The sequence below is a fragment of the Ureibacillus sp. FSL K6-0786 genome (genome assembly GCF_037965165.1).
Lineage (GTDB): Bacteria > Bacillota > Bacilli > Bacillales_A > Planococcaceae > Ureibacillus > Ureibacillus thermosphaericus.
Map to the genome: position 1 here is coordinate 2,706,834 of NZ_CP150191.1, position 13,791 is coordinate 2,720,624.

A 13,791-nucleotide genomic window follows, 5' to 3' on the forward strand; every position below is an offset into this window, starting at 1 on the left:
GGTAATGATACAATCATCAAAAAAATGGAAGATCCAAAATCCCGATGAAATGTTTGTTCAACAATTACAAAACAATTTACATATTTCTAGTTTGACTGCAAAAATATTAGCATCAAGAGTGAAGACACTAGATGAAGCTAGAAATATTATACATATGAAAGATGACCAACTACATAATCCTTATTTGTTAACGGGGATGAAAGAAGCGGTAGAACGAATTGAATTAGCATTACATCGAGGGGAAAAGATATTAATCTATGGAGATTATGATGCAGATGGTATTACGAGTACGTCCGTCATATTGCATACATTGCTTGATTTAGGAGCAGATGTAGATTTTGAGATTCCGAATCGCTTCACACATGGATATGGGCCAAACGAAGAATTGTTCAGATTGGCACATGAGAAAGGAATCCAACTGATTATTACTGTCGATAATGGAATTAGCGGCATCGAACCGATACGCATAGCAAAAGAGCTTGGTATGGATGTGATTGTTACAGATCACCATGAACCGGGAGAAGAGCTGCCGCCTGCAGACGTCATTATTCATCCGAGGGTACCAGAAGGGAAATATCCTTTTGGTGAATTGGCAGGGGTAGGCGTAGCTTTTAAGCTTGCCCACGCATTATATGGAGAGGTGCCTGAGCATTTGTTTGAATACGTTGCACTTGGCACAATCGCAGATCTTGTCCCCTTAACTGGAGAGAATCGATACATTGTTCGTAAAGGGTTAGAGAAATTGCGAAAGTCAAATCACCCATGGGTTCAAGCTTTATGTGAAGCATCAGGAGTAAAGCAGCATGAAATCGATGAAGAAATTATCGGTTTTTATTTTGGTCCTCGATTAAATGCTATAGGACGCCTAGGTGATGCAAAACCCGGTGTAGAGTTTTTAATGAGTGAAGATTTAGCAAGTGCCACAATGGGAGCTAAATTGCTAAATGAAAAAAATAATGAGAGAAAAGAGTATGTCAATTCGATTACTGAAGAAGCAATAGAAATGATTGAAAATAATCCGGATATTAGCAATTCTTTAGTGCTTGTCGTGGCAAAAGAAGGATGGAATCCGGGGGTAATTGGAATTGTTGCTTCCCGTTTAGTAGAGAAATATTATAAACCGACAATCGTGTTATCGATCGATTCAGAATTGGGATTAGCAAAAGGTTCAGGACGCAGCATCGAAGGATTTCATTTATACAATGAACTAGCAAAAAATCGGGATATTCTTCCGCATTTTGGCGGACATCCAATGGCTGCAGGTATGACGCTTTCAGCTGAACATATCGATGAATTGAGAGTACGACTTCATCAACAAGCATCAACATGTTTATCCGATGAAATGTTAACGCCGACATTATACATTGATGTTCCTATCGATTTAAGTGAAGTAACGGTTGAAGCAATTGAAGAATTACAGAAGTTGAAACCATTTGGTGTTGGATTTGAAAAGCCGATTTTTGCTATACAACAAGTTTCGATTCGTTCAATGCGCAAAATCGGTGCAAATGAGAACCATATAAAAATGGAATTGGAAGATGCATATGGAATTCTTGATGCAGTTGGTTTTAACAAAGGTTATTTATTCAATGAAATTTCCTATGGCGTGAAATTATCCATTGTTGGTGATTTGCAAATCAATGAATGGCAAGGTAGAAAAAAACCGCAATTTTTACTTTCGGATGTTCAGATACTTGAGTGGCAGTTATTTGATTATCGGGGAAAAGTAAATGCCAATCATTGGGTGGGAAGCATTCCTATTGAAGAATCATCCTTTATTGCTTTTCGTGAGGAAACAATTCAATATTTTCAAGCAGTCATACCATCCATTCAATTAGTTGAAGATGAAATTGACAATTCTCTTTCATCGTATATTGTATTATTGGATTTACCAAAACGTATTCATACAATGGAAAAGCTAATTGAAATTGCAAAACCGCAACGTATTTATGCGGTATTTTACACACCGAATTCCCAATATTTTAATGGCATGCCAACACGAAAGCATTTTGCTCAATACTATACATTTCTAAAAAATCGCCCATTCTTTAACTTAAACGAACATATTCATCAACTATCCAAACATTTTGGTTTAAATGTGGATACAATAAAGTTTATGACAAAGGTGTTTTTTGAGCTCGGTTTTGTTACAATAGAAAATGGTTTGCTTTCCGTCAATGAATTTGCAAGTAAACGTTCTTTAACTGAAGCTACCACATATCAATTGCGACAACAGCAAATCGAATTGGAACAAAAATTTTTATACTCAACTTATTCAGAGTTAAAACAATGGTTTGATAATCGAATGAAGGAATTATCTTATTCCTAAGGAGGAAAATGGAATGGATTTAAGGGAACATATTGCAATTGTACAAAACTTTCCAAAAGAAGGAATTAGTTTTAAAGATATTACGCCGTTAATGGATAACGGTGAAGCATTTAAATATGCGGTTGATCAAATTGTTGAATTTGCAAAAGAAGTGGGAGCAGATATTATCGTTGGGCCAGAAGCACGTGGATTTATTATCGGATGTCCTGTTGCGTATGCATTAGGAATTGGATTCGCTCCGGTGCGTAAACCAGGAAAATTGCCGAGAGAAGTAGTTAGTGTTGAATATGCATTAGAATATGGTACGAATGTACTTGCTATGCATAAAGATGCAATTTCCCCAGGACAAAAAGTGTTAATTATTGACGACTTACTAGCAACAGGTGGTACGGTGGATGCTACAATTCAATTAGTTGAAAAACTTGGTGGTACCGTTGCTGGTTGTGCATTCATTATTGAACTAACAGAATTAAATGGCCGCGAAAAAATTGGAAATTACCCGATCAAAACATTGCTTCAATATTGATTTCCCAAAAAGAATTCGCACTTTGAATAACTGTGCGGATTCTTTTACTTTAATAAGCGAAAATTTTTTAAAAAAAATATTTTTTCATCTGACAACGGTTTATTATTTTGTTAGATAAACGCAATATGATAAGACTTGGCTTTACATTTTATTTATACTTTTTTACAATTAGTTTTATATATAAAACAGAAAAATTTTTGAAGGTGGACAAATCATGGCGAAGGAGCAAATTTTGACGCCCGAAGATGTATTTTCGAAAGTAAAAACTTATATGAATGATGAGCACGTCGAATTTGTGAAAAAAGCTTATGAAGTGGCAAAAGAAGCACATAAAGAACAAACCCGAAAGTCAGGGGAACCATATATTATTCACCCAATTCAAGTTGCTGGAATTTTAGCGGACCTTCAAATGGATCCACAAACAGTAGCTGCTGGATTTCTTCACGATGTAGTGGAAGATACCTCTGTTACTAGGGAAGATTTAGTAGCCGAGTTTGGTGAAGAAGTAGCTTTGCTTGTAGATGGTGTTACAAAACTAGGAAAAATTAAGTATTTATCGAAGGAAGAGCAACAAGCGGAAAATCATCGAAAAATGTTTGTTGCGATGGCACAGGACATTCGTGTGATTTTAATTAAACTTGCCGACCGCCTTCACAATATGCGTACGTTAAAACACTTATCTACAGAAAAGCAACGTCGAATTGCGAAAGAAACGTTAGAAATTTTCGCTCCCCTTGCCCATCGCCTAGGAATTTCTAAGGTGAAATGGGAATTGGAAGATACGGCTCTTCGCTACTTAAATCCTCAACAATACTATCGAATTGTAAGTTTAATGAAAAGAAAGCGTACGGAACGGGAAGCGTATTTAGAAAATGTAATGGACGAAATTCGCTCTCAATTAAATCAAGTTGAAATTGATGCAGAAATCTACGGTCGTCCAAAGCATATATATAGTATTTATCGGAAAATGGTTTTACAAAATAAAGAGTTTAATGAGATTTATGATTTATTGGCTGTACGCATCATTGTAGATAGCATCAAAGATTGTTATGCGGTACTAGGAATCGTACATACACTTTGGAAACCAATGCCTGGTCGCTTTAAAGATTATATCGCTATGCCGAAACAAAACTTGTATCAATCCCTTCATACAACAGTCATCGGCCCTTATGGCGACCCATTGGAAGTGCAAATTCGTACGAAGGAAATGCACAAAATTGCAGAATACGGGATTGCTGCACACTGGGCATATAAAGAAGGCAAATCACTGAATCCAAGTAAGGAAAGCATCGATCAAAAATTAACTTGGTTCCGCGAAATTTTAGAATTCCAAAACGAATCTTCCAACGCAGAAGAGTTTATGGAATCGCTGAAGCTAGATTTATTCTCCGATATGGTTTATGTGTTTACACCAAAAGGAGACGTTATTGAATTACCTGCAGGAAGTGTTCCAATTGATTTTGCTTATCGAGTGCACACTGAGGTCGGAAATCGAACAATTGGTGCCAAAGTGAATGGGAAAATGGTACCGCTTGATACACCACTAAAAACAGGGGATATTGTTGAAATTTTAACTTCTAAACAATCTTTTGGGCCAAGTAGAGACTGGTTAAAAATTGCTCAAAGTTCTCAAGCGAGAAATAAAATTAAACAATTCTTCAAAAAGCACTTGCGTGAAGAAAATGTTCTCAAAGGAAAAGATTTAATTGAAAAAGAAATAAAAGCACAAGAATTTGATGTAAAAGAAGTGCTTTCAGAAGAAAATATTCAACGGGTTTTGAACAAGTTAAATTTCACAAATGAAGAAGATTTATATGCAGCAGTAGGTGTAGGAGGAATTACACCTCAACAAGTGGTGAACCGCCTCGCTGAGAAAAAGCGGAGAGAGAGAGAGCAAGAAGAAGCTCTTGAAAAAATTCAAAAAGAAATGCAAAACCCGAAACAAAAGAAACAGAATGGTGAATTAGGTGTTATTGTAAAAGGCATCGATAATTTGTTAATTCGACTTTCTCGTTGCTGTACGCCAGTTCCTGGAGATGAGATTGTTGGATTTATTACAAAGGGTAGAGGTGTATCTGTTCATCGTATAGACTGTCCTAATGTTCAAACAGGTGGGGAAGATCGCCTAATTGAAGTGGAATGGGAGCATAGTGAAGCACAAGGGAAGAAAGAATATCCTGTTGATATTGAAATATCTGCATTTGATCGCCCAGGAATATTAAACGATGTTATGCATGCGGTTACAGAGACGAAAGTGAATATTTTAGCTGTTTCTGGTCGTGCTGCTCATGATAAAATTGCAACGCTTCATTTAACAATAGCTATTACAAATATTTCTGTATTACACAAAGTTGTAGAGAAAATTAAACAAATGCCAGATATTTATTCCGTACAGCGGGTTATTAATTAGTTGGTTTGAGGTGTGTTTGTCGATGAGAGTGGTCTTGCAACGTAGTAAAGAAGCAAAAGTAACAGTTGATGGAAAAGTAACGGGAAAAATTGACAAAGGATATGTTTTATTAGTTGGTATAACGCATACAGACACGATAGAAGATGTGAGATATTTAGCAAAAAAAGTAGCAGAGATTCGCCTCTATGAAGATGAAGAGGGAAAAATGAATCACTCAATTAAAGAGCATGGCGGAGATATTTTATCTGTTTCTCAATTTACGTTATATGCAGATACGAAGAAAGGGAGAAGACCAAGCTTTGTAGAAGCAGCTCGACCTGAGCAAGCAGAGCCTTTATGGAATGCCTTTAATGATGCCTTACGTGAACAAGGTTTAAAAGTTGAAACAGGCATTTTTGGAGCCATGATGGATGTATCCCTTGTGAATGATGGTCCAGTTACAATTATTTTAGAATCGAAATAAAATAAATTGGCTTTCTAGAAAGATTGAACTTTCCAGAAAGCCAATTTTTTATTTTAGCTGTGCATCAAAATATTGGAGTACTCCTTCATAAATGCCCATTGTTGCTTGTTCACGGAAGAGGTCAGTATTAATCACTTTTTCCTCACTTGGATTACTTAAATAACCTAATTCTACTAATATCGCATTTTGTTTATTTTCTCGTAATACTAAATAGTTCCCTTGTTGCACGCCACGATCCCGCAATTTGATCTGATCTGATAATCCATCATGAACAAATTGTGCAAGTGACTCTTGATAAGAGTGGAAATAATATGTGGTAAAACCTGAGATTGTCCGATCTTCAGTTGCGTCATAGTGGATGCTTATAAATGCATCCGCAGCAAGTTGGTGGGCGAGTGATACACGCTTATGTAGACCCACATACACATCAGATTCCCTTGTTAAGTAGACTTCTGCTCCTGCTTGCTGCAATTTAGATTTTAACAGTTCCGCCGTTTTTAATGTAATTTCTTTTTCAATTGTGTTCCTTAGACCAGCAGTTCCCTGGTCATTTCCTCCATGACCGGGGTCAAGCACAATGGTTACGCCATTAAGAGTGCCTTTCTTTCGATTATCTTTCTTATCTTGTTTTACGGATTGTTCGTTTGTCGAAACTACCCAACTTGCTACATAACCTGTTGCATCTTCAGAAAGTTGAATTTTATACCAATCATGTTCCTTCTTAATGATTTTAAATTGTTCTCCAGCTTGGACGTTCATGATTACGTCCGATGAAGTTGTGGGTTCTTTTCGAATATTTGTCCCATTGTAGATAATTGTAATGGTTTGTTCTTCTTTTTCTTCCTCTATCGAAGAATTGTCGAATGTACCGTAAAAGCTATAAATCCAACCTTTCTTTCCATTAAAATCGATTTGAATCCAATGGTGGTCTCGAGCTAGAATTGCGAATTGTTCTCCTTTTTTCGCAATGCCTAATTTTTTCGATTTTAAGTTTGGTTTTTGTCTTACGATTACAGCATCGACAACGATTGTAAAATGATTTGATTCTTTTACTTCAGCCGATTCGGTTTTTTCACTCACCGTGTTATTTAATTCATCGATAGTACCTTCATTCATCGTGATAAATTCGGATGAAACCCATCCCGTCAATTGTTGATGCTGGATTTGAACCCACTCATTCCTTTCATTTAATACCACCACTTGCTCTCCAGTATGTAACTGACCTAGTACAGGAGCAGAAAGTGACGGCTCCAAACGAATATTTAAATGATTAACTTGGGCGATAGCATATTTTTCGACGTTATTTATTTGTTCTGATTGAGTTAGCCAGGATGCGACCCATCCTTTTTTCTCATTAACCTCTACATATAACCAATCACCTTGACGATCCAATACCTTCAATCTTTTGTTTTTTTCAAGGGTATCGATAATATCGAACGACAAACCAGGTCCTTCTCTCAAATGCAATTTCTCCGCAAAAACAATGCGAGATTCTTCATTGTTGGCTAATACGAAGCCTGAAAAATATGTAGTTGTACAAGAAATGAGTATTACTATACAAAGAATAAGTATATTGCGCTTCATAAACATCCAACTTTCAAATAACAAATAATGTGAAAATCTCTTTATTTATTGTAAAATGTTATCCATGTATAAATCTATACTTTTTTGAAAATAGTTGACAACTTTTCGTTGCACAATTATGATTAAAATTAATGTGAAAATGTGTCGATAGCCTTTGAACAAGAGAGTAGCATTTACTGTATGTTCAGAGAGGGAAAGACTTTGGCTGCAATCTTTCCTACAGAAGGTATTTGCGAAGAACACTTGGGAGGCTTTTTCCTGAAATTTAAGTAGGGAAAAACGGAAACGGCCGTTATCCGTTATGAGGTGGGTGTGTTCATACACATCAACTAGGGTGGAACCGCGGAAGTGATATGCTTTCGTCCCTTGTTATAAGGGATGAGAGCATTTTTTTGTTCCAAAATTTGTTTATAGAAAGGAGATAGGAAATGGCTTTTAAAGTACCTAGAGGCACACAGGATATTTTGCCTGAAAACACACCTAAATGGCAAAAAATTGAATCCATTTTACGAGAATTAGCTCGCGTTTATCGATATAAAGAAATTCGCACACCTATTTTTGAACATACGGAGTTATTTCAACGAAGTGTAGGGGACACAACGGATATTGTTCAGAAGGAAATGTACACATTTGAAGACCGTGGTGGCCGTTCATTAACGTTGCGTCCAGAAGGAACTGCTTCAACGGTTCGTGCCTATGTCGAACATAAGATGTATGGAGCACCTGATCAACCAATTAAACTATCCTACATGGGTCCAATGTTCCGCTATGAGCGTCAACAAGCTGGAAGATACCGTCAATTCGTTCAGTTTGGTGTTGAAGCGATTGGTAGTGCTGACCCTGCTATCGATGCAGAAGTCATTGCTTTTGCAATGGACATTTACCAAACAGTAGGTTTAAAAGATTTAAAATTAATGATTAATTCTTTAGGAGATAAAGAAACGAGAGATACCCACAGAACAGCACTAATCAATCATTTCAAACCGCACATTCATGAGTTTTGTGATGATTGTAAAAATCGTTTGGAAAAAAATCCACTACGCATTTTAGACTGTAAATTAGACCGCGAGCACCCGCTCATGCAAACAGCTCCTAAATTAACGGATTACTTAACACCGACATCAAGAGAATATTTTGAACAAGTGAAGAAATATTTGGAAGTTCTAGGAATTGAATATGAAGTAGATCCAAATCTTGTTCGAGGTTTAGATTATTATACTCACACAGCCTTTGAAATAATGAGCACTGCAGAAGGCTTTGGAGCAATTACAACTCTTTGCGGTGGTGGAAGATATAATGGGCTAGTAGAAGAAATTGGCGGCCCAGATGTTCCAGGTATTGGATTTGCCTTATCGATTGAAAGATTGCTCCTTGCTTTAGAAGCAGAAGGGGTTGAATTAGAGTTAGATGACGCGCTTGATGTTTATGTCATTGCCCTTGGTGATGAAGCTAAATTAAAAGCTGTGGAATTAATTAGCTCTTTCCGTTTAAAAGGCATTTCTGCAGATATGGATTATTTGATGCGTAAAATGAAGGCTCAGATGAAATCTGCTGACCGTCTTCAAGCGAAATTTGTCGTGATTATCGGCGAAACGGAGCTTGAACAGGGAGTTGTAGTTGTGAAACAAATGGAAACAGGAAACCAAGAAAAAGTAGAAATTAATGAAATCGTAAATTATCTGAAACAACAGCTTTCTATAGATTAGATTAAAAAATTGGAGGAATAGAAAATGGCTCAAAGAACACATCATTGTGGAGAATTAAGAGAAGAACATCATGGACAACAAGTCGTTTTAAAAGGTTGGGTACAACGTCGTAGAGATTTAGGAAGTTTAATTTTCGTAGATGTTCGTGACCGCACTGGTATTGTACAAGTTGTATTTGGTGATGAAGCGCCACAAGCCCGCGAAATTGCAGATAAAATTCGAAGCGAATTTGTAGTCGAAGTAGAAGGAAAAGTTGTACTTCGTGATCCAAGCCAAGTAAATCCAAACATCGAAACTGGTAAAATAGAAGTTGTCGCAACGGATATTAAAATTATTAATACATCTAAAACACCTCCTTTTGCCATTGAGGATTATGTCGACATCAATGAAGATGTACGTTTAAAATACCGTTACTTAGATTTAAGACGTCCTGTTATGTATAACACATTTAAATTACGCTCCGATGTAACGCGTACAATCCGTAACTTCTTGCAAAATGACGGTTTCTTGGAAGTGGAAACGCCAATTTTAACAAAATCTACTCCAGAAGGTGCACGAGACTATTTAGTCCCATCTCGCGTGCATGAAGGAGAATTCTATGCATTGCCACAATCACCACAATTATTCAAACAATTATTGATGGTGGCAGGATTCGAAAAATATTTCCAAATCGCTCGCTGCTTCCGTGACGAAGATTTGCGTGCTGACCGTCAACCAGAATTTACTCAAGTGGATATTGAAACATCTTTCATGTCCATGGATGAAATTATCGATATGACAGAACGCATGTTAGCTGTTGTCATGAAAGAAGTAAAAGGAATTGAAGTGCAAACTCCATTCCCACGCATCTCTTACCAAGAAGCGATGGATCGTTTTGGTTCCGATAAACCAGATGTTCGCTTTGGCTTAGAATTAATCAACCTTACGGACATTGTAAAAGATAGCAACTTCAAAGTATTTACGAGCGCGGTTGAAAAAGGCGGCGTTGTAAAAGCAATCAATGTTAAAGGGGCAAACGACAAGTTTACTCGTAAAGATATTGATGCATTGACAGAATTTGTGGCGATCTACGGTGCTAAAGGATTAGCTTGGATTAAAGTGACGGAAGAAGGTTTCACTGGTCCTATCGCGAAATTCTTTGAAGGTCAAATTGTAGAAGATATCAAAAATGCGACTGGTGCTGAACCTGGAGACTTATTATTGTTCGGAGCAGATGATGCTTCTATTGTTGCCGCTTCTCTTGGTGCATTGCGCAATAAACTAGGAAAAGAGTTAGGCTTAATCGATGAATCACAATTTGCTTTCCTTTGGGTTACAGATTGGCCATTACTTGAGTGGGACGAAGATGAAAAACGCTATACTGCTGCTCACCATCCGTTCACTCGTCCATTTGATGAGGATATTGAATTAATGGATACAAATCCAGATCAAGTTCGAGCACAAGCTTATGATATCGTGTTAAACGGTTATGAATTAGGCGGCGGTTCATTACGTATTTATGAGAGAGATTTACAAGAAAAAATGTTCAAACTTCTTGGATTTACAGAGGAACAAGCAAAAGAACAATTCGGTTTCTTACTTGAAGCGTTCGAATACGGTGTGCCGCCTCATGGTGGAATTGCGATGGGATTAGACCGTTTAGTGATGATTTTAGCAGGTCGCAACAACTTGAGAGATACGATTGCATTCCCTAAAACTGCTACTGCAAGTTGCTTGCTGACTGATGCGCCAAGCGAAGTTTCACCAAAACAACTAGAAGAATTACATTTAAAAGTGAATGTATTTAATAAATAAGCATAGAAAAGGGGCCGTCTGAAAAGTCATTTTTAGACGGCTACTTTGTTACTGTCTTCCACGCTAAGTTACAGATAAATTATGATGAGAATAGTGAAACTTGTTTTGACTATCTCAGGAACAAAGATTTATAAAAAACCATGATTATGAAGAGTGAGGGGTTCTGGAAAGATTTCGACTTTCTAGGCCCTTTCATATTAAAAATATAAATGGATTTGATTTTTCTTTTGTTTTTTGCACGCAAAAAATCAAATTCTAATTAAAATAAACAAAAAATTAACACAATTTAATCTATATTCATTGAAATTTACTTCAACTAATGTTATGATAATACCAACACGAATCCTGAAGTGTTTGTGAATGCCATATTAACAGTTTTGACCGAACAACAATAAAAAGGGAGCTCAATATTTTGACTTGGCAAACATGCCCCATCAGAACGCCAAAAGTATAGGGGACGTTTAAAAAGTCAGTGAGGGCACCCACCTGCGAGATAGCGGGTTCAAAACGGTGTTAATGACGCACTACGGCATCTTCGGGATTCGTCACGCTTCAAACTCCTCCATTTTGATGGAGGAGTTTTTGTTTGTTATTAATACTTTGGAAATATAAACGTATACACTTCTAACCAACACTTATGATATAATTCCGATGTGAAAAATTCGAATGAAAGGCAGAAAGGTATGTTACATCAATTTTCTAGAAACGAACTTGCGATAGGAAAAGAAGGATTAGATAAATTAAAAAATACAACCGTTGCAATTTTAGGGATTGGAGGAGTTGGCTCTTTTGCTGCGGAAGCATGTGCACGAAGCGGTATAGGGCGAATTATTTTAGTAGACAAAGATGTGGTAGATATCACAAATGTTAATCGCCAATTGGTTGCGTATTTATCAACGATTGGAAGACCAAAAGCAGAAGTTATGAAAGAACGAATTGCAGATATTAATCCAGAATGTGAAGTTATTCATTTACACATGTTTTATAACGAAGAAACGTATGAAAAACTATTTGAATATGATATTGATTATGTCATTGATGCCTCAGATACAATCATGTATAAAATTCATTTAATGAAAGAATGTTTAAAGCGAAATATCCAGATTATTTCCAGTATGGGTGCTGCAAATAAAATGGATCCAACAAGATTCCGCATTGCAGATATTTCAAAAACTCATACAGATCCAATGGCAAAAGTTATTCGTACGAAATTAAGAAAAGAAGGTATAAAAAAAGGCATAACGGTAGTCTTTTCAGATGAATCACCAATTGTCGTAAGACCGGATGTTGTTGAAGAAGTAGGGAATCCCGATGCGTCCATCCGAAAAGCTAAAATGCCCCCATCATCAAACGCTTTTTGTCCATCCGTTTGTGGGCTTATTTGTGCAAGCTGGGTAATCAACTCTGTATTAAAAGACATACCAATTAAGCGTGTAAAACAATAATTATCTAATTAGAATGAATAATGAAATAATTTTTCTAATAAAATAATGAGTGTGTGTAATCATAATGAAGAGACAATAGAAAATGGTAGCTTTTAAATTCTATCGAATCGTACTTTTTTATAAATACCCCCATATTCGGAAATTGCTATTAATGAAGCTAAAAAAACAGATTTAATACATTTTTTTCACGTTTTATTATTTCATTCAAAATAATAAGGATTTTATTGATATAGTAAAACTTAATACGAGCATACAAGGGGGTATTTTATGCCAAAAATTCAAATAAGAAATGACATATTGAATTTAGTCCAGCTTCAAGAAGAATTGGATGGGATTCTCTTCGATTATATTGATACTTCGCAAAAATGGGATTTGGCTTTTGAAGAGTTAAAACAGTTATTGGATGAATCGGTTACTTACTTCAAAAAATATGTGCAAAGAAAAGATGGAAGATTGCCGGAAAGCGATATGTATTGGTCTTTATTTATTGATATAGTAAGCAAAATTATATACTTCAAAACAATTGCATATATGAACCTTGTAAAGGAAATGACTGAGGAACAAAAAGAGCAAATAAAAAAATCTTTTCATGATGCAGCAAATTGTTTACCGGATATTCAAGGACGCAATTTAGAATTTTTACAAGAGTTGAGCGAAACATATAATCAATTATTTCATGAAGAAGATGAATTTGAACGCTATTACCTTGATAAAAATAATGGTTTAAAAGACTGCATTCGTTTTTTCAATGAATTTTGCAATCAATATGGAAAGAATATCCTAAATTAATAAACATGGCTACCACTTGATGCTTTTTTTTGGAAAGTTAGGGAAACGGTAAAAATCGAACAACTTTACGTTTAAAACCAGGAAATAAGAAAAAGAGCGAATGAAAAATTTTATTCATTCGCTCTTTTTAGTGCGCCTGGCATGGGTGTAATCTATAGGGTGTAAGTCCCGAACTGTGAAGGCAGAAGTAACAGTTAGCTTAACGCAAGGGTGTCCGTGGTGACGCGGAATCTGAAGGAAGCGAGCGGCAAACTTCCGGTCTGAGGAACACGAACTTCATATAAGGCTAGGTATCATTGGATGAGTTTGCTAAACAAAACAAAGTCCTTTCTGCCAAAGGTGGTACAGAGTAAATGAAGCAGATAGATGGAAGGAAAGATTACATTCTTACCCGGGGAGGTCTGGCGGATATGTGAAGTACGCTTCATAACCTACTTAGTGATAAGTAGCTGAACCGTCAGAAGTCAGCAGAGGTCATAGTATTAGTTGGTTTAGAACTACTAAGAAGGACCGAACAATTAAGAGAGAATAGCCCTTGGCATTCAGTGAGTCATGATGAACACAGAAAACGTAGTACCTCACTTGAGGAAGGAAGCGGTGAATCCCGTGGGAGACCTCTTGGAGGGTGGAGTGACCACTGGCATAAAGAGAACAGCTATTCACGGAAGTTATAAAGACTTGCGTCAATCATCTTAATTGAACCGCCGTATACGGAACCGTACGTACGGTGGTGTGAGAGGACGGG

At 36.6% G+C, this 13,791-nt stretch carries 10 protein-coding genes, 1 other RNA gene and 1 other annotated feature; of the genes, 10 read left to right on the forward strand and 1 reads right to left on the reverse strand.

Going from position 1 to position 13,791, the window contains the following annotated elements:
* The first annotated feature begins 4 nt into the window (after positions 1 to 4).
* From recJ to dtd, 4 genes are all read left to right on the forward strand, one after another.
* A complete protein-coding gene (gene recJ / locus NSQ18_RS13415) occupies positions 5 to 2,329 on the forward strand; it encodes a single-stranded-DNA-specific exonuclease RecJ (RefSeq protein WP_339288346.1) in 2,325 nt (774 codons plus the stop codon).
* A 13-nt stretch (positions 2,330 to 2,342) separates the two neighbouring features.
* Positions 2,343 to 2,855 carry an adenine phosphoribosyltransferase gene (locus NSQ18_RS13420; protein WP_016838387.1) on the forward strand — a complete coding sequence of 171 codons (513 nt, stop codon included), beginning with the start codon at positions 2,343 to 2,345 and terminating at the stop codon, positions 2,853 to 2,855.
* Between the two features lie 214 nt (positions 2,856 to 3,069).
* Positions 3,070 to 5,265, forward strand: coding sequence for a bifunctional (p)ppGpp synthetase/guanosine-3',5'-bis(diphosphate) 3'-pyrophosphohydrolase (locus tag NSQ18_RS13425; protein ID WP_016838386.1), 2,196 nt, complete (start codon positions 3,070 to 3,072; stop codon positions 5,263 to 5,265).
* A 22-nt stretch (positions 5,266 to 5,287) separates the two neighbouring features.
* The gene (gene dtd / locus NSQ18_RS13430) at positions 5,288 to 5,728 is read left to right on the forward strand and encodes a D-aminoacyl-tRNA deacylase (protein WP_016838385.1); all 441 of its coding nucleotides are present in this window, start codon (positions 5,288 to 5,290) and stop codon (positions 5,726 to 5,728) included.
* A gap of 48 nt (positions 5,729 to 5,776) precedes the next feature.
* Here the strand turns inward: dtd and NSQ18_RS13435 are convergent, their stop codons facing one another.
* The gene (locus tag NSQ18_RS13435; protein ID WP_026019079.1) at positions 5,777 to 7,312 is read right to left on the reverse strand and encodes an SH3 domain-containing protein; all 1,536 of its coding nucleotides are present in this window, start codon (positions 7,310 to 7,312) and stop codon (positions 5,777 to 5,779) included.
* 145 nt (positions 7,313 to 7,457) lie between these two features.
* Positions 7,458 to 7,682, forward strand: a binding site (T-box leader).
* 58 nt (positions 7,683 to 7,740) lie between these two features.
* Between NSQ18_RS13435 and hisS the strand changes: the two genes are divergently transcribed.
* The 6 genes from hisS to NSQ18_RS13465 all read left to right on the forward strand — a co-directional run bounded on the left by hisS (position 7,741) and on the right by NSQ18_RS13465 (position 13,742).
* A complete protein-coding gene (gene hisS / locus NSQ18_RS13440; RefSeq protein ID WP_168412379.1) occupies positions 7,741 to 9,018 on the forward strand; it encodes a histidine--tRNA ligase in 1,278 nt (425 codons plus the stop codon).
* A 24-nt stretch (positions 9,019 to 9,042) separates the two neighbouring features.
* The gene (gene aspS, locus NSQ18_RS13445; RefSeq protein ID WP_339288350.1) at positions 9,043 to 10,812 is read left to right on the forward strand and encodes an aspartate--tRNA ligase; all 1,770 of its coding nucleotides are present in this window, start codon (positions 9,043 to 9,045) and stop codon (positions 10,810 to 10,812) included.
* A 339-nt stretch (positions 10,813 to 11,151) separates the two neighbouring features.
* Positions 11,152 to 11,358: non-coding RNA, 6S RNA (gene ssrS / locus NSQ18_RS13450), on the forward strand.
* Positions 11,359 to 11,495: 137 nt separating this feature from the next.
* Complete coding sequence (locus NSQ18_RS13455) at positions 11,496 to 12,257, forward strand: tRNA threonylcarbamoyladenosine dehydratase (protein WP_016838381.1); 762 nt, start codon at positions 11,496 to 11,498, stop codon at positions 12,255 to 12,257.
* Positions 12,258 to 12,524: 267 nt separating this feature from the next.
* Complete coding sequence (locus tag NSQ18_RS13460) at positions 12,525 to 13,046, forward strand: hypothetical protein (RefSeq protein ID WP_339288352.1); 522 nt, start codon at positions 12,525 to 12,527, stop codon at positions 13,044 to 13,046.
* Positions 13,047 to 13,598: 552 nt separating this feature from the next.
* Positions 13,599 to 13,742 carry a hypothetical protein gene (locus tag NSQ18_RS13465; RefSeq protein WP_172597779.1) on the forward strand — a complete coding sequence of 48 codons (144 nt, stop codon included), beginning with the start codon at positions 13,599 to 13,601 and terminating at the stop codon, positions 13,740 to 13,742.
* Positions 13,743 to 13,791: the final 49 nt, after the last annotated feature.

Coding starts and splice junctions, on each gene's coding strand:
- NSQ18_RS13420 (WP_016838387.1), top strand. CDS start 2,343: ATGGATTTAAGGGAACATATTGCAATTGTACAAAACTTTCCAAAAGAA.
- NSQ18_RS13435 (WP_026019079.1), bottom strand. CDS start 7,312: ATGAAGCGCAATATACTTATTCTTTGTATAGTAATACTCATTTCTTGT.
- NSQ18_RS13455 (WP_016838381.1), top strand. CDS start 11,496: ATGTTACATCAATTTTCTAGAAACGAACTTGCGATAGGAAAAGAAGGA.
- NSQ18_RS13460 (WP_339288352.1), top strand. CDS start 12,525: ATGCCAAAAATTCAAATAAGAAATGACATATTGAATTTAGTCCAGCTT.
- NSQ18_RS13465 (WP_172597779.1), top strand. CDS start 13,599: ATGATGAACACAGAAAACGTAGTACCTCACTTGAGGAAGGAAGCGGTG.
- recJ (WP_339288346.1), top strand. CDS start 5: ATGATACAATCATCAAAAAAATGGAAGATCCAAAATCCCGATGAAATG.
- aspS (WP_339288350.1), top strand. CDS start 9,043: ATGGCTCAAAGAACACATCATTGTGGAGAATTAAGAGAAGAACATCAT.
- NSQ18_RS13425 (WP_016838386.1), top strand. CDS start 3,070: ATGGCGAAGGAGCAAATTTTGACGCCCGAAGATGTATTTTCGAAAGTA.
- dtd (WP_016838385.1), top strand. CDS start 5,288: ATGAGAGTGGTCTTGCAACGTAGTAAAGAAGCAAAAGTAACAGTTGAT.
- hisS (WP_168412379.1), top strand. CDS start 7,741: ATGGCTTTTAAAGTACCTAGAGGCACACAGGATATTTTGCCTGAAAAC.